General features: G+C 63.6%; 15 protein-coding genes and 1 other RNA gene. 9 read left to right on the top strand and 7 right to left on the bottom strand.

Features of this window, described 5'->3' with window-relative positions; genetic code table 11:
- Window positions 1-4: 4 nt before the first annotated feature.
- Complete coding sequence (locus tag AC6LJ5_RS04625) at window positions 5-946, bottom strand: LysR family transcriptional regulator (protein ID WP_103272467.1); 942 nt, start codon at window positions 944-946, stop codon at window positions 5-7.
- Between the two features lie 205 nt (window positions 947-1,151).
- Here AC6LJ5_RS04625 and AC6LJ5_RS04620 point away from each other — a divergent pair, with 205 nt between their 5' ends.
- Window positions 1,152-1,784: an FMN-dependent NADH-azoreductase gene (locus AC6LJ5_RS04620; RefSeq protein WP_498139920.1), complete on the top strand. Its 633-nt coding sequence runs from the start codon at window positions 1,152-1,154 to the stop codon at window positions 1,782-1,784.
- Window positions 1,785-1,901: 117 nt separating this feature from the next.
- Here the strand turns inward: AC6LJ5_RS04620 and AC6LJ5_RS04615 are convergent, their stop codons facing one another.
- The 4 genes from AC6LJ5_RS04615 to AC6LJ5_RS04600 all read right to left on the bottom strand — a co-directional run bounded on the left by AC6LJ5_RS04615 (window position 1,902) and on the right by AC6LJ5_RS04600 (window position 6,630).
- Window positions 1,902-2,807, bottom strand: a complete 906-nt coding sequence (locus tag AC6LJ5_RS04615) for an NAD(P)-dependent oxidoreductase (RefSeq protein ID WP_498139919.1) — start codon at window positions 2,805-2,807, stop codon at window positions 1,902-1,904.
- Between the two features lie 52 nt (window positions 2,808-2,859).
- Window positions 2,860-4,464: a gamma-glutamyltransferase family protein gene (locus AC6LJ5_RS04610; RefSeq protein WP_103272470.1), complete on the bottom strand. Its 1,605-nt coding sequence runs from the start codon at window positions 4,462-4,464 to the stop codon at window positions 2,860-2,862.
- Window positions 4,465-4,646: 182 nt separating this feature from the next.
- A complete protein-coding gene (locus tag AC6LJ5_RS04605) occupies window positions 4,647-6,152 on the bottom strand; it encodes a tripartite tricarboxylate transporter permease (RefSeq protein ID WP_103272471.1) in 1,506 nt (501 codons plus the stop codon).
- A gap of 13 nt (window positions 6,153-6,165) precedes the next feature.
- Window positions 6,166-6,630, bottom strand: a complete 465-nt coding sequence (locus AC6LJ5_RS04600) for a tripartite tricarboxylate transporter TctB family protein (RefSeq protein WP_498139918.1) — start codon at window positions 6,628-6,630, stop codon at window positions 6,166-6,168.
- 496 nt (window positions 6,631-7,126) lie between these two features.
- On the opposite strand from AC6LJ5_RS04600, the gene AC6LJ5_RS04595 reads away from it, so the two are divergent.
- The 4 genes from AC6LJ5_RS04595 to AC6LJ5_RS04580 all read left to right on the top strand — a co-directional run bounded on the left by AC6LJ5_RS04595 (window position 7,127) and on the right by AC6LJ5_RS04580 (window position 8,947).
- A complete protein-coding gene (locus AC6LJ5_RS04595) occupies window positions 7,127-7,573 on the top strand; it encodes a hypothetical protein (protein ID WP_392409343.1) in 447 nt (148 codons plus the stop codon).
- Window positions 7,573-7,884 carry a cell division protein ZapA gene (locus AC6LJ5_RS04590; RefSeq protein ID WP_103272474.1) on the top strand — a complete coding sequence of 104 codons (312 nt, stop codon included), beginning with the start codon at window positions 7,573-7,575 and terminating at the stop codon, window positions 7,882-7,884. Before AC6LJ5_RS04595 ends, AC6LJ5_RS04590 begins: the two co-directional genes overlap by 1 nt.
- Window positions 7,885-7,924: 40 nt before the next feature.
- A non-coding RNA gene (gene ssrS / locus AC6LJ5_RS04585) (6S RNA) lies at window positions 7,925-8,109 on the top strand.
- Window positions 8,110-8,182: 73 nt separating this feature from the next.
- Window positions 8,183-8,947 (top strand): SIMPL domain-containing protein, encoded by a 765-nt coding sequence (locus AC6LJ5_RS04580; protein ID WP_103272475.1) that lies wholly within the window; start codon window positions 8,183-8,185, stop codon window positions 8,945-8,947.
- Here the strand turns inward: AC6LJ5_RS04580 and lgt are convergent.
- Window positions 8,922-9,710, bottom strand: coding sequence for a prolipoprotein diacylglyceryl transferase (gene lgt / locus AC6LJ5_RS04575; RefSeq protein ID WP_103272476.1), 789 nt, complete (start codon window positions 9,708-9,710; stop codon window positions 8,922-8,924). The two genes, AC6LJ5_RS04580 and lgt, sit on opposite strands and share 26 nt — an antisense overlap.
- Window positions 9,711-9,836: 126 nt before the next feature.
- On the opposite strand from lgt, the gene ilvD reads away from it, so the two are divergent.
- The 3 genes from ilvD to msrA all read left to right on the top strand — a co-directional run bounded on the left by ilvD (window position 9,837) and on the right by msrA (window position 12,477).
- Window positions 9,837-11,522 (top strand): dihydroxy-acid dehydratase, encoded by a 1,686-nt coding sequence (ilvD, locus tag AC6LJ5_RS04570; protein ID WP_498139917.1) that lies wholly within the window; start codon window positions 9,837-9,839, stop codon window positions 11,520-11,522.
- Window positions 11,506-11,844: a c-type cytochrome gene (locus AC6LJ5_RS04565; RefSeq protein ID WP_199770973.1), complete on the top strand. Its 339-nt coding sequence runs from the start codon at window positions 11,506-11,508 to the stop codon at window positions 11,842-11,844. Before ilvD ends, AC6LJ5_RS04565 begins: the two co-directional genes overlap by 17 nt.
- 78 nt (window positions 11,845-11,922) lie before the next feature.
- Window positions 11,923-12,477 (top strand): peptide-methionine (S)-S-oxide reductase MsrA, encoded by a 555-nt coding sequence (msrA, locus tag AC6LJ5_RS04560; protein ID WP_498139916.1) that lies wholly within the window; start codon window positions 11,923-11,925, stop codon window positions 12,475-12,477.
- A gap of 113 nt (window positions 12,478-12,590) precedes the next feature.
- Here the strand turns inward: msrA and hppD are convergent, their stop codons facing one another.
- Window positions 12,591-13,703, bottom strand: a complete 1,113-nt coding sequence (hppD, locus tag AC6LJ5_RS04555; RefSeq protein WP_103272479.1) for a 4-hydroxyphenylpyruvate dioxygenase — start codon at window positions 13,701-13,703, stop codon at window positions 12,591-12,593.
- Between the two features lie 156 nt (window positions 13,704-13,859).
- On the opposite strand from hppD, the gene AC6LJ5_RS04550 reads away from it, so the two are divergent.
- Window positions 13,860-14,336, top strand: coding sequence for an Lrp/AsnC family transcriptional regulator (locus AC6LJ5_RS04550; protein ID WP_103272480.1), 477 nt, complete (start codon window positions 13,860-13,862; stop codon window positions 14,334-14,336).
- Window positions 14,337-15,445 lie beyond the last annotated feature (1,109 nt).

Genomic DNA, 15,445 nt, shown 5'->3' with positions numbered 1-15,445 from the left:
TTTCTTACGCTGCCGCCACTGCTGGCGACGGCGCGCGTTCCAGCCGTTGGTAGGTGGCGGGGATGCGTTGCGACAGAAAGTCCAGCAGCGTGCGCACGGCGGGCATCATCCCGCGCCGCGAGGGGTAGATGCAGTGCACGATGCCTTCGGGGGACTGCCATTGCGGCAGCACGGGCACCAGCTGGCCGCGGCGCAGCTCCTCTTGCGTGGCGATGGACGGCAGCAGCGCGATGCCACGCCCGCGCACCGCGGCCTCGACCAGCACGATGAAGTCGTTGCAGGACAGCTGGGGCTTGAGCTCGATGTGGACCTCTTCGCCCTTATCGTTGCGCAGCGGCCAGCGCACCTCGTGCTGCGGGTCGCTGAAGCTCAGCGTGGTGTGGGCGGCCAGGTCCTGGGGCGTGTCCGGCGCGCCGTGACGTTGCAGGTAGCCCGGGCTGGCGACCAGCGTGCCGCGCGCGGTGCCCAGGTGGCGCACCACCAGTTCGGCGTCCGTGTCGAGCTTGGTGCGGACCCGCAGCGCGAGGTCCACCCCTTCGCTGATCAGGTCGACGCGCCGGTTGGACACCAGCAGTTGCACCGAGATCGCGGGCCAGGCATCCAGGAATTCTGGCAGCAGCGGCGCCAGGATGTCCTGGGCGATGGACACGGGACAACTCACGACCACCGGCCCGGCGGGCTCGGATTGCAGCTGACGCATGGCGTCGTCGGCGGCGCGCGCTGACGCGGCCATTTCCTTGCAGTAATGCAGATAGCGCTCCCCCGCCGCCGTCAGGCGCAGCCGCCGCGTGGTCCGCTGCAGCAGGCGCACGCCCAGGCTTTCCTCCAGGTGTGAAATGCGCCGCGACAGGCGCGACTTGGGAATGTCCAGCGCCCTGGCCGCGGCGCTGAAACCGCCCTGCTCGACGACTTGGGAAAAGTAGTACAGGTCATTGAGATCTTGCATGATTGTTCTAGCTTTGGAACGAACAGTTCATGTTAACCGGGTTTATGTTGCTAATAATGCCCGCTACAGTGAGGCCATGTGTTCGGGATCTGCCACCGCCCGCCGGGCGGCGAGCCAGACCGGCCCGGGCCCCGCGCCTTGGGGCCTGGCGCTTGCAGACCCTGGCGACCCGCGGCATGGCGGGGCAATTACGGAGATATTTGCAATGAAAACCCTGGTGATTCTTTCCTCGATTCTCGGCGACCGTTCCAAGAGCCGGCAATTGGCCGACCACATGGTCGCCCGCATCAAGCAGGCGGATCCGAGCGCATCCATCACGCTGCGCGACATCGGCGCCGAACCCATTCCCTACTTCGACGGCGCCACCGCCGGCGCGCTGTTCACGCCCGCCGAAGCCCGCAGCCTGGAGCAGCAGCGCATCGTTGAGCTGAGCGACACGTTGGTGGCGGAACTGATGGCCGCGGATCGCATCGTGTTCGCCGTGCCTGTGTACAACTTCAATTTGCCGGCGCAGTTCAAAAGCTACCTGGACTACCTGGCCCGTGCTGGCGTCACGTTCCGTTATACGCCGGAAGGCGTGCCCGAAGGGCTGGTCAAGGGTAAGCAGGTGTTTGTGCTGACTTCCCGAGGCGGCAAGGCCGAAGGCACGCCGGCCGATACGATGACGCCCTATCTGCGCCAGATGCTGGCCTTCATGGGGATGACGGATGTTACGTTTATCGCGGCTGAAGGCTTGGCGATGGGCGAGCTGGCCGCGATGGAAGGGCTGGCCCTGGCCAAGCAGCGGATCGACGAGTCGATGCCGGGCGCGGTCCAGCCCGCCTTGCAGGCGGCTTGAGCGATGTCCGTCATGAAGCGTGCTGCCGGGTCCACGGGGCGTTCTTCCAGGTGCGATCGGCAATGAAAAAAGCGGGCCGCAGGCCCGCTTTCGCATGGACGCAGACGCGGCGCGGCGTCAGTCGCGCAGGCGCTTGATCAGGCTGGACGTATCCCAGCGGCCGCCGCCCATTTTCTGCACATCGCCGTAGAACTGGTCCACCAGCGCGGTCAAGGGCAACCGGGCGCCGTTGTTGCGCGCTTCGGCCAGTACCAGGCCCAGGTCCTTGCGCATCCAGTCCACCGCGAAGCCGAAGTCGAATTTATCGTCGACCATGGTGCCGCCACGGTTTTCCATCTGCCAGCTTTGCGCCGCGCCCTTGCTGATGACGTCCAGCACCAGCTTCATGTCGAGGTCGGCCGCCTGGCCGAAAGCCACGGCTTCCGACAGGCCCTGCACGATGCCTGCGATGCAGATCTGGTTGACCATCTTGGCAAGCTGTCCGGCGCCGGGGGCGCCCACCAGCGTGACGGCGCGCCCGAAGGCCTGGGCCACCGGCTTGATGGCGTCGAAGACCGCCTGCTCGCCGCCGCACATGATGGTCAGCGCGCCATTCACGGCGCCGGCCTGGCCGCCGGAAACCGGCGCGTCGATGAAGTTCAGTCCCAGTTCCTTGGCTTGCACGTACAGCTCGCGGGCCACGTCCGCCGAGGCGGTGGTGTGGTCGACGAAGACCGCGCCCGGCGCCATGCCGGCGAACGCGCCGTCCGGGCCCAACACCACGCTGCGCAGGTCGTCGTCGTTGCCGACGCAGGCGAACACGATCTGGGCGCCCGCGACTGCTTCGCGCGGCGTGGCGGCATGGCGGCCGCCGAATTCGGAGGCCCAGGCCTGCGCCTTGGCGGGCGTGCGGTTATAGACGGTGACGTGGTGGCCGGCGCGCGCCAGATGGCCGGCCATGGGCAGGCCCATGACGCCCAGGCCGAGGAATGCGACTTTCTGAGCCACGACCGCGTCGTAGCTCTTGGTACCGATCGATGCCATGCAGGGGACTCCGGTTGTTTTCAACCGCAACGTTACCGCAATAGCGGGGCAATCAAAAGCCGGCGGCCAGCCCGTCGCGCCGGCTGTCGCTGGCGCTGACATAACCGTCCACGGCCGGGTCGCCCAGACGCCAGATGAACTGGCCGGAGCCGAAGTCCATGTAAGGGTCGTCCAATCCTTCCAGGACATGGCCGCGCGCGCGCAGCCCTTCGGCCATGCTCGCGCCCAGGGCGGGCTCGACGTCCACGGTCAGACCGCTGTTCCATTTCCAGCGGGGCGCATCGCAGGCCGCCTGCGGCTGCTGGCCGTAGTCCAGCATGCGCACCAGGGTCTGCAACTGTCCCTGGGGTTGCATGTTGCCGCCCATGACGCCGAAGCTCATCACCGGCGCGCCGTCGCGCATCAGAAAGCCCGGGATGATGGTGTGGAAGGGCCGCTTGCCGCCGGCCACCACATTGGGATGCTCGGGGTCCAGGCCGAAACAGTAGCCGCGGTTCTGCAGGCTGACGCCGGTGCCCGGCACGACCACGCCCGAGCCGAAGCCCATGTAATTGGACTGGATGAAGCTCACCATCATGCCGCTGCGATCGGCGGCGGTGAGGTAGACCGTGCCGCCCTGGGGCGAATGGCCCGTGCCGTAGGCTTGGGCGATATTCGGATCGATGAGCCGCGCTCGCGAGGCCAGGTAGTCCGCCTGCAGCATCTGTTCAGGCGGCACCTGCATGTGCCGTGCGTCGGCCACGTGGGCGTAGACGTCGGCGAAGGCCAGCTTCATGGCCTCGATCATCAGGTGCTGCGTTTCCGGATGATCGATGGGGCGCGCGGCCAGGTCGAAATGCTGCAGGATGCCAAGCGCGATCAACGCCGCGATGCCTTGCCCGTTCGGAGGAATCTGGTGCAACGTGTGGCCGCGATAGGCCTGGCTGATGGGCGTAACCCATTCCGGCGCGTAGTCCCGCAGGTCCGCCAGGGTCAGCGCGGCCTCGTGCGCCTGCGCGTGGGCCACGAGTTTGTGGGCGGTCTCTCCCTCATAGAAATCCCGGCCCGCGCTGGCGGCGATGCGGCGCAGGGTCGCCGCGGCGCCTTGCAGCACGAAGTGCTCGCCGACCTGGGGAGCGCGACCGCGCGGCATGAAGTGCGCGGCAAAGCCGGGCTGGGGCTGCAGGATGTCGGCCTGCGCAGCCCATTTGCGTTGCACGACGGGTGTTACGGCATAGCCGCGCTCGGCATATTCGATGGCTGGCGCCAGCACGTCGCCGAAGGACAGCTTGCCCAGCTTGTCATGCAGCGCAGCCCAGCCGGCCACACAGCCCGGCACGGTCACGCTGTCCCAGCCCCGCATCGGAATCGCGCCCTGGTGCTTGCGGCGGAAGTAATCCAGGTTCCACGCGCCCGGCGCCGGGCCGGATGCATTCAGGCCATGCAACCGGGAACCGTCCCAGACGATGGCAAAGCAATCCGACCCTAGCCCGTTGCTGACAGGCTCGACGATGGCCAGCGTCGCGGCCGCGGCGATGGCGGCGTCCACCGCATTGCCGCCACTGGCCAGGACACGCAGCCCGGCCTGGGCGGCCAGGGGTTGCGAGGTGGCGACGACATTGCGGGCGAACACCGGAATCCGCGTGGTGGGATAGGGGTTGTTCCAGTCGAAATTCATGTCGAACGATCGCGTGGGGTAAACCCGTAGCTTAACGTAGAAGAAAACGGTTCTACGACAGTTTGTAGTTTGTTGTAGTTCTTGGTTGCTTTTAAAGGGTCAAATTTCGACGAAAAAAAAGCCCCCGGACGGGCCGGGGGCTCTTGTGCACAAGGACCGCCGCGAGGCGGCAGCGTCCTGCGTCAGTCTTCTTCGACGAACGTCTGTTCGCGCTTCTTGCGGATCGCGGGCAGGGCGACCAGGATCACCAGGAAGACCGCGATCGCCAGCAGCGAGGCCGACAGGGGGCGCGTGATGAAGGTGGTGAAGTCGCCGCGCGACAGCAGCAGGGCGCGGCGGAAGTTCTCTTCCATCATCGGGCCCAGCACCAGGCCGAGCAGCAGCGGCGCGCCTTCGCACTTCAACTTCGACCAGACGTAGCCCACGATGCCGAACATGGCGGTGGTGAACACGTCGAACGGGTTGTAGTTGAGGGAGTAGACGCCGATCGTGCAGAACACCAGGATGGCGGGGAACAGGATGCGGTAAGGCACCTTCAGCAGCTTGACCCACAGGCCGATCAGCGGCAGGTTCAGCACCACCAGCATCAGGTTGCCGATCCACATGGAGGCGATCAGGCCCCAGAACAGCTGCGGGTGGCTGGTCATGACCTGCGGACCCGGCTGGATGTTGTGAATCGTCATCGCGCCGACCATCAGCGCCATCACGGCGTTACCGGGGATGCCCAGCGTCAGCAGCGGGATGAACGAGGTCTGAGCGGCGGCATTGTTGGCCGATTCCGGGCCGGCCAGGCCGGCCGGATGGCCCTTGCCGAAGCGTTCCGGATTGCGCGAGATCTTCTTTTCCAGCGTGTACGACGCGAACGACGACAGCACGGCGCCACCGCCCGGCAGGATGCCCAGCGCAGAGCCCAGGGCCGTGCCGCGGAGCACCGCGGGATACGATTCCTTGAACTCCTGCTTGTTGGGGTACAGCGAGCCGATCTTGTCGGTGATGTCGACGCGGTTTTCCTTCTGCTCGAGGTTGGTCATGATTTCGGCGAAGCCGAACACGCCCATGGCCACGATGGCGAAGTCGATGCCGTCCTGCAGTTCCGGCACGCCGAAGTCGAAGCGGGCCACGCCCGAGTTGACGTCGGTGCCGACCATGCCCAGCAACAGGCCCAGGATGATCATGGCGATGGCCTTGGGCAGCGAGCCCGAGGCCAACACCACGGCGCCCACCAGGCCCAGGCACATCAGCGAGAAGTATTCGGCGGGACCGAACTTGAAGGCGACTTCGGCCAGCGGGGGCGCGAAGGCGGCCAGCAGCAGCGTGGCCACGCAGCCGGCGAAGAACGAACCCAGGGCGGCGATCGCCAGGGCGGCGCCGGCGCGGCCGTTACGGGCCATCTGGTGTCCGTCCAGCACGGTCACCACCGCGGAGGTTTCCCCAGGCAGCGCCACCAGGATGGCCGTGGTGGATCCGCCGTACTGGGCGCCGTAGTAAATGCCGGCCAGCATGATCAGGCCGGCCACCGGTGGCAGCACGTAGGTGATCGGCAGCAGCATTGCGATGGTCGGGACCGGGCCGATGCCCGGCAACACGCCGATCAGGGTGCCCAGGACGCAGCCCAGCAGCGCGTACAGCAGGTTCTCGGGCGTGAACGCGACCGTGAAACCCAGCATCAGGTTGTCAAACAATTCCATGGCCGTTAGCTCCTCAATTCATACCCAGAAACGACGGCCACAGCGGGAAAATCAGCCCCAGCCCCTTGATGAACGCCAAGTAGGTGAAGACCACCAGGAAGATGCCATTGGCGACGGCGACCTTCAGGCTGAATTCATGGCTGGCCAGGCTGCTGATGATGACCAGGATGAAGACGGAGATGTACACGCCCAGGAGCTTGAGCACCAGGCCGTACACGACGACCGAGCCCACCACGAGGAACACGATGCGCCAGTCGAATTTGTCGACATGCGTTTCCTCGGCTTTCTTGGACAGCGCGCCGAGCAACACCACGGCGCCCAACAACGCCAGCACGATGCCGAGCCAGAAAGGAAAATACCCTGGGCCCATGCGGGCGGCAGTACCCATTTGGTAGCTGCTGGCCTGCCAGGCGAATCCCAGCCCGAGGATGATGAACATCACCCCCGACCAGAAATCCTGTCGATTGCGTAGCTGCATGATGTGGTTGGCTCCTGTTTACAGCATGTAGAAAAAAGCTTGTGGTCTGTCGGGTCGCCGAAAGGCAAGTGACAGGCACAAAAAAGGCACTCCGGCGTGCCATTAGTTATGTATTGAAAGCTTGGGAGTGCCTTCTTGAAAGGGCGAATGGTAATTGACGCCCGGCACGATGCAAACCCTGTAAGCTAGGTGAAAGCCTGGGGTTTTCCCTAAAATTGGGGAACTCCTGATCCCGAGATGTAACCGCTCAGGAGGTTTGTGGGCTGATTGAAAGCAAAGTGAAAGTTTATAGAAAGAAATGCGAAAGCAGACGATCGGAAGGATGGCGGCTTTCGCATGCGAGGGACTTTCCTGGCTGGCCGGGAATCGGTTAACGTGCCGGCCGCTCGCTTCATGCCTATGAATCGCAGCCCCTGATTTCCTACTGAATATTGCTGGGTTTCTCACCTTGCGTGTAGTGGCCCGGATCACCCCTGGATGGTTTACGATAGCGCCCATGCTGCAAGACCTAGACCAACTCGCTGCCCGTATCGGGCAACTGGTGCAACGCACCCGGCACCTGCACTCCGAGCGCGACGCGCTGCGCCTGCGCCTGAACGACGCCGAAGCCGAGCAACGCGCGCTCAAGCAGCGCGCCGCCGAACGCGAGGCTGAAATCGTTGCCCTGCAGGCCAAGCTGCAGGACCACGACGGAGAAGTTTCCTCGATGCTGGCCGAGGCCCAGCGCGCGGAAACCGCCCTGCGCGAACAGCTGGCCCGCGAAACGTCCGAGCGCCAGGCGCTCGAAGCGCGCTTCACGGCCCGCGAAGCGGAACTGCAGGGCAACCTGCAAAACCGCGACACCGAATTGCAGCGCTTGCGCGTCGCGGCCGTGGCCGCGCGCGAGCGCATCGACGCCGTGCTGGCCCGTCTGCCGGGCGCGCCGGCTGGGGAGCAACACTGATGGAACGCGTAGACGTAACCATATTGGGGCGCGACTATTCCCTGGCGTGCTCGTCCGAGGAAAAACCCACGCTGGTCGCGGCGGTTCGCCATGTCGACCAGCTCATGCTGCGCATCCAGGGCACGGGCAAGGTTTCCAGCAACGAACGCATCGCTGTCATGGCCGCGCTGCAGATCGCTGGCGAGCTGCTGGCCATGAAAGCGCCCGACGGTCCGCTGGGCGGTTTGGCGGTCGGCGACTTCAAGCGTAGAATCGAGGACATGAACGCGACGCTGGACGACGCCCTCTCGGGCCAGGAAAAGCTGCTCTGACGTTCTAGTACCGGCACTTGGTGCCGTCTGTTTTTTCAGTTTGTCCCTGCCGTGCTCGTGACCTGGCCATACATTCTCTGAACCTATGTCTTATGGCATATTGGTTGCGGGAGTGCGGAGCAGGTGTGATTGTCTCTCGTAGACGAACCCGAAGCTCCTCGGAACGCGACCACCTTGAACCTCAGGGTTCGAGATGCCGGCCTAGACGGCACAGGCGGGGCATCTATCCCAGCGGGCCTGCCATGAGCGCAGGTCCGCCTCGGGTGCCTCCCATCGTCCTCCCTCCTAGGACCAGTTCATGCTCAAAAACACCGTTACTACGCTGACCAGGCTCAGCGCGGCATGCGCCGCCGTGGCCGCCATTTCCGTGGCGCAGCCCGTCTTCGCTCAAACGCAGGCTCCGGCCGCGTCGCCGGCGCCCGCCGAGGCCGCCGCCAACCGCTCGCCCGAACTGAGCCTGCAAGCCACCGCGTCATCCGAAGTCAAGCAGGACACGGTGCGTATCGCGCTGGCTGCCGAGGTGGAGGGGGCGGACCAGCCGGCTACGGGCAAGAAGCTCAGTGCGCTGCTGGACGACGTGGTCAAGCGGGCGCGCGACACCAAGGGCGTCGAAGTGCGCACGGGTAATTACAACGTCTGGCCCAATACCGGCAGCAAGGGCAAGATCGCCGGCTGGCGCGGGCAGGGCGAAGTAATCCTGGAGTCCAAGGATTTCGAGGCCGCCGCCGCGCTGGCGTCGAAGCTGTCGGACAAGACCGCGATCTCCAGCATCAGTTTCTCGTTGTCGCGCGCTGCGCGTGAGGCCGAGGAGCGCAAGCTGCTCAAGGAAGCGGCGCAAGCCTTCAAGGACCGGGCGCTGGCCGCCGCCAACGCTTTTGGATTTTCGGGCTACCGCCTGAGCAAGCTTGAGCTTGGCGGCTCCGGCGGCCCTGGCCCGATGCCGCGCATGATGGCGATGGCCAAGGACGCCGGGGGCGGCGCCGCCTACAGCGCGGACGTTCCCCTGGAATCCGGTGAAGTGACGGTCAGCGTCGCCGTCAACGGGACGATCGTTTTGCAGTAAGGCTGAACAGGATGGCGCCCAGCGCCACCATCGGCAGGGACAGCCACTGTCCCATGCTCAGTCCGCCCGCGAGCAGGCCCAGGAAGTTGTCCGGCTCGCGGGTGAATTCCACCAGGAAGCGGAACGTTCCGTAGCCGATCAGGAAGACCGCGCTCACCTGTCCCAGGGGCCGCGGCTTGCTGGAAAACCACCACATCAGTGCAAACAGCACGATGCCTTCCAGGCCCAGTTCATAGAGCTGGGACGGATGGCGCGCCAGGCCGTCGCCGCTTTGCGGGAACACCATGGCCCAGGGCACGTCGCTCGGCCGGCCCCAGAGTTCTCCGTTGATGAAGTTCCCCAGGCGGCCGAATCCCAGGCCCAGCGGAATCATCGGGGCGATGAAATCGCTGATGGCGAAGAAGGGCAGGCCCTTCTTGCGGGCGAACAGGAACATCACCAGGATCACGCCGATCAGGCCGCCGTGGAAGGACATGCCGCCTTCCCACAGATACAGCACTTCCAGCGGGTGCGACAGGTAGTACGACGGCTTGTAGAACAGCACATATCCCAGCCGGCCGCCCAGCACCACGCCCAGCACGCTGTAGAAGATCACGTCTTCGAGGTCGCGGGTGGTCAGCGTCGTGGTGTGGCCGCTCTGGATGCGGCGCCGACCCAGCAGGTAGACCAGGGCGAAGCCCACCAGATACATCAGGCCGTACCAGTGGATGGCGACGGGGCCGATCCGCAAGGCAACGGGATCGAATTCGGGATATTGCAGCATGTTCCGCCCGGCAGAATGAAGTTGAATGATAATAACCGGCGAGCCTGCAGCACGGCGTGCCCGCGCGGGTCCGCCCTTATCCGGCTTTGCCGCCGCGCGCCGTGGCGGTCGTCAGGAGACCAGACCATGCCGAACAACGAACGTTCCCGCCATATCACTCATGGCGTCGCGCGGGCGCCCAACCGCGCCATGTATTACGCGCTGGGCTACCAGGAAGCCGACTTCGACAATCCCATGATCGGGGTCGCCAACGGCCATTCCACCATCACGCCGTGCAATAGCGGTCTGCAACGGCTGGCCGACGCCGCCATCGACGCCATCCGTCGGGCGAAGGCGAATCCGCAGGTGTTCGGCACGCCGACCATCTCGGACGGCATGTCCATGGGCACCGAGGGCATGAAGTATTCGCTGGTGTCGCGCGAAGTCATCGCGGACTGTATCGAGACCGCGGCCCAGGGCCAGTGGATGGATGGCGTGGTCGTCATCGGCGGCTGCGACAAGAACATGCCCGGCGGCATGATCGCGCTGGCGCGCATGAACGTGCCCGGCATCTACGTCTATGGTGGCACCATCAAGCCGGGCCGCTACCAGGGCAAGGACCTGACCATCGTTTCCGTGTTCGAGGCAGTGGGCGAGTACACCATGGGCCGCATGGACGAGACCGATTTCAAGCAGATCGAGAAATGCGCCATTCCGGGCTCCGGTTCCTGTGGCGGCATGTACACGGCCAACACCATGAGCTCGGCCTTCGAGGCCATGGGCATGAGTCTGCCTTACTCCAGCACCATGGCCAACGAGGACGAGGAAAAGGTCGTCTCGGCGGCGGAGTCGGCGCGCGTGCTGGTGGATGCCGTCAGGCGCGGGCTGCGGCCGCGCGACATCATCACCCGCGAATCCATCGAAAACGCCGTGTCGGTCATCATGGCCACGGGCGGTTCCACCAATGCCGTGCTGCATTTCCTGGCCATTGCCCATGCGGCTGAAGTGCCATGGACTATCGATGACTTCGAGCGCATCCGCCAGCGCGTGCCGGTGCTGTGCGACCTGAAACCTTCCGGACGTTACGTCGCGACGGATCTGCACCGCGCCGGCGGCATTCCGCAGGTCATGAAGCTGTTGTTGAATGCGGGCCTGCTACATGGCGATTGCATCACCATCACCGGCAAGACCATCGCCGAAACACTGGTGGATGTGCCCGACGCGCCGCGCGCCGACCAGGACGTCATCATGCCGCTGGACCGCGCGCTCTATCCGCAGGGCCACCTCGCCATCCTGAAGGGCAATCTGTCGCCGGAAGGCTGCGTGGCCAAGATCACCGGCCTGAAGAACCCGGTCATCACCGGGCCGGCCCGCGTGTTCGACTCCGAGGACGATGCCATGGAGGCCATCATGGCCCGCAGGATTCAGCATGGCGACGTGGTGGTGATTCGCTATGAAGGCCCCAAGGGCGGCCCGGGGATGCGCGAGATGCTGGCGCCAACGTCGGCGTTGGTCGGGCAGGGGCTGGGCGAGACCGTCGGCCTGATCACCGACGGTCGTTTTTCCGGCGGCACCTGGGGCATGGTGGTCGGGCACGTCGCGCCGGAAGCCTTCGTCGGCGGCCCGATCGCGCTGATCCGCGAGGGCGATTCGGTTACCATCGATGCCCATCAGCTGCTGCTGCAGCTCAATGTCAGCGACGAGGAAATGGCGGCCCGTCGCCAGGCCTGGGTCCAGCCCAAGCCGCGTTATACACGCGGTGTGCTTGCCAAGTTCGGCAAGCTCGCCAGCACCGCGAGCCGTGGGGCAGTAACCGATGCATTTGAAGCGTAGTTTGATGGCCGCCGTGATCGGCGTGCTGGGCGCGGCCGCCGCGGCGCAGGCGCAGACCACCGGATTGGACCTGGCCAAGAGCAAGGCCTGTATGGCTTGCCACCAGGTCGAGGCCAAGCGCGTCGGTCCGCCTTTGAAGAGCGTGGCCGAGCGCTATGCCGGCCAGGGCGATGCCATGGTGGATTATCTGGCTGGCAAGATCCGGGGCGGCGGTCGCGGCGCCTGGGGAGCCGTGCCCATGCCGGCCCAGACGCAGGTCAGCGCCGAAGATGCGCGCCAGCTGGCCGAATGGATCTTGTCGCTGGCGCCCGCCAAGCAGTAGTCTCTATTCATCTATTCGCCCGGTCGTGTGACGGCCGGGCCGGGCGGTCTGCCCGTTTTTCCTATGGAAGGAGCCGTCATGGCAGAACAAGCATCTCCTGGAAAGGAAGTCGCCGTCCTAGGTGGCGGTTGCTTTTGGTGCGTCGAGGCGGTACTGACCGACCTGCGCGGGGTTGTCAGCGTGCTGCCGGGCTATAGCGGCGGCCACGTTGACCAGCCATCTTATGAGCAGGTCTGCGGCAAGGATACCGGCCATATCGAAGTGGCACGCGTCGAATTCGATCCGGCAGTGCTGTCTTATGGCGATCTGCTGCGCGTCTTTTTTGCCACGCATGATCCCACCACGCCGGGTCGTCAGGGCAACGATGTCGGTCCGCAATACGAGTCCGCGATTTTCTGGCAGAACGAAACCCAGCGCGAACAGGCCCAGGCCGTCATCGCCGAGGTCGATGCGCAGAAAATCTATGATGCGCCCATCGTGACCAAGCTGTTGGCGCCGGCGACGTTCTGGCCGGCCGAGGACTACCATCGCAACTATTTTGAGCTGCATCCGGAACAGGGCTATTGCCAGTTCGTCATCGCGCCGAAGGTGGCGAAGTTCCGCAAGCAATTCCAGGATCGCCTGCAGCGCTGAGCCGATGGGCCCGCCGGTTCCGCATCCGGCGAAAAAAAACCTCGCCGCTTGGCGAGGTTTCAAGGCCGGCGCTACCGCCCGAGCGGCGGCGCCGACAGGGGAAGAGCGGGTGCTTATTCCACCGTTTTCAGTACGCCGCGGCGCATCTGGTCCAGTTCGATCGATTCGAACAGGGCCTTGAAGTTGCCTTCGCCGAAGCCGTCGTTGCCCTTGCGCTGGATGATTTCGAAGAAGATCGGGCCGATCTGGTTCTCGGTGAAGATCTGCAGCAGCAGGCCGCCGCCGGGGGCGCCGTCGAGCAGGATGCGGTTCTTCTGCAGGCGTGACACGTCCTCGCCGTGGTTCGGCAGGCGGCGGTCCAGCAGTTCGTAGTAGGTCTCGGGCGTATCCAGGAACACCACGCCGTTCTGGCGCAGCGCTTCGACCGTGCCGTAGATATCGTCGGTCGCCATGGCGATATGCTGGATGCCTTCGCCGCGGTACAGGTCCAGGTACTCCTGGATCTGGCCCTTCTCGTCCGTGCCTTCCTCATTGATCGGAATGCGGATATTGCCGCACGGCGAGGTCATGGCCTTGGACTTCACGCCCGTGACCTTGCCTTCGATGTCGAAATAGCGCACTTCGCGGAAGTTGAACAGGCGCTCGTAGAACTCCGACCATTCGGCCATGCGGCCCTTGTGCACGTTGTGCGTCAGGTGGTCCACCAGCGTCAGGCCCGCGCCGCGGTGGTTCAGGTCGGCCTGGGCGTTTTCTACGTCCAGCGGCACGAAGTCCACGTCATAGATGCTGATGTCGCCGATGCCCCCGTGGCCTTCCTTGCCGGCCCAACGGTCCACCAGGTAGATCAGCGAATCGCCGATGCCCTTGATGGCGGGAATGTTCAGCTCCATCGGGCCGCTGTGCGAGTCGAAGCCCCAGGCGCCCAGTTCCAGTGCGCGCTTGTAGGCCTTGGCGGCGTCCTGGACGCGGAATCCGATGGCACAGATCGACGGACCGTGCAGACGGGCGAAACGTTGCGCGAAAGAATCCGGCTCGGCATTGATCAGGAAGTTGACGCCGCCCTGGCGATACAGCGTCACGTCCTTGTGGCGGTGCTTGGCGATGGCCTTGAAGCCCAGCAGTTCAAACACCTTGCGCAGCGCGGCGGGGTCCGGCGCGGCATATTCAATGAACTCGAACCCGGCGGTGCCCATCGGGTTGTCCCAGGGTTGGAAAGCGCTGCTCATAAGTCTGCTCCCTTGCATCGTTTTGCGGACGACTTGTTCTTCAAGTCTAGGCTGGAGATTGTAGGTAGGAAAGGCAGGCAGACTATTGCAAACATGCTGCGAAAGGCAGTAGTCTCGGCAATTAAATTGCCGTACTTGGAAATTTAAGGGTTGAAAATGTCTGACAATGAACTGGATAGGACAGATATCAGGATTCTTGCCGAGTTGCAGCGCGATGGCAGGCTCAGCAACCAGGAGCTGGCAGACCGCGTTTCCCTGTCGCCCAGCCCGTGCTTGCGCCGGGTTCGGCGCCTGGAGGAGAAGGGGTTCATCAAGAAATACGTCGCGCTGATCGACGCTGGCAAAGTTGGATTGGGCCTGCTGGCCTATGTGAACATCCGGCTCAACAAGTACAGCGGGTCCAGTCACGCACCGATGAGCGACTTTGCCCGCGACGTGCAGCTCTGGCCCGAGGTGGTGGAGTGCTATGCCATGTCGGGGGACATGGACTATCTGCTGCGTATCCAGGTGGCTGACCTGGCGCATTTCTCCCGATTCGCTATGGACACGCTGATGCGGCATCCCGCCGTGGTGGACATGCGTTCCTTCTTCGCGCTACAGCAGATCAAGGAGACAACGGAACTGCGCTTGTAGGTCGGGGAAGAGCCATTGGGGGACGGTTAGCTTCTTCAGGGAATGCGTCCCGAGCCGGTGCGCGCGGCCGGCCGGCTGGGTCAGGAATGCGCTTCCTTCTATATAGAGAGGCGCCATTCACTATCTACCTATATATATAGGTAGGTACAGAGGGGGCTCTGGGCGACCCAGAGTAGGTAGTAGCAGCCTGTGATGCCGTTGGGCAGGGCGTTCGCGACAGATCCGCTGGTCAAATCAGGGATCGTCCCCCATATTTTTCATGTTTCTGCAAAAAAGGTGTCATAGCGGCGACACAGATTCAAATTCCGTGCTATAGTCTCGCTCCTTCGCAGTTCAAGCAGTTTTCTGAACCGCGAAGCCAAGCAGGACGCAACGGGTTGTTGGTTTTTCCAGCGATCTGCCGCAGCGGCAAACGAGGTTCTTCGGGACGTTGAGCGCCAGGCGGTTATTGCAAGGTTCGGTGCAAATCAGGCAGAAGCCAGTTGCACAGACTGCAAAAATTGTGTTATAGTCTTGGGCTTGGCTGGTGATGTTGATTCAGGGTTAACCCGGATGGGTGGTCTGAGCAAGATGACAAGCCAACCGAGGTGTGGCCAACCTTCGATGCGATGAAAATTGAATCGAAGCTGCGGATAGGAAGTTTGAGCGAAAGCGCAAGCGACCAAAACGCAGGTTGCAAGATAGGATGCAAATTAGGCAAAAGCCGGTTGCATAATCTGCAAAAGTTGTGTTATAGTTTCGGGCTTGGCAGTTGCCGAAAAATTAGGGAATACCCTGATGTTTCGATAGCTGCTAAGAGGAAGATCCGAAAGGGTTTTCCGGCGAGACCTGAAGGGGTCGCCGTCAAGTGGGTGAAGCGAAATTAAACGCGACGCTGACTTGACAAGCGATAAAAACTTCTTCATAATCTCGTTTCTCTGCTGCTGAGACAGCAGCGACGCGAAAGCGGGTTGAAAGACCTGATTTTTCGAAAGTCGCTGAAGTTAACGGCAGTTGAGGCGAAGTAGTACAGAATTTGGCAGTACCGCTCTTTAACAATTAAACAACCGATAAGTGTGGGCGCTTGATGCGAGTGCACAGTGATCGGGCCGGGTTTACCTGGTTTGATC

The sequence above is a fragment of the Achromobacter sp. 1011791174 genome (genome assembly GCF_059760925.1).
The sequence above is the reverse complement of the archived record's forward strand: the minus strand, read 5'-3'. Positions and strand labels throughout refer to the sequence as shown.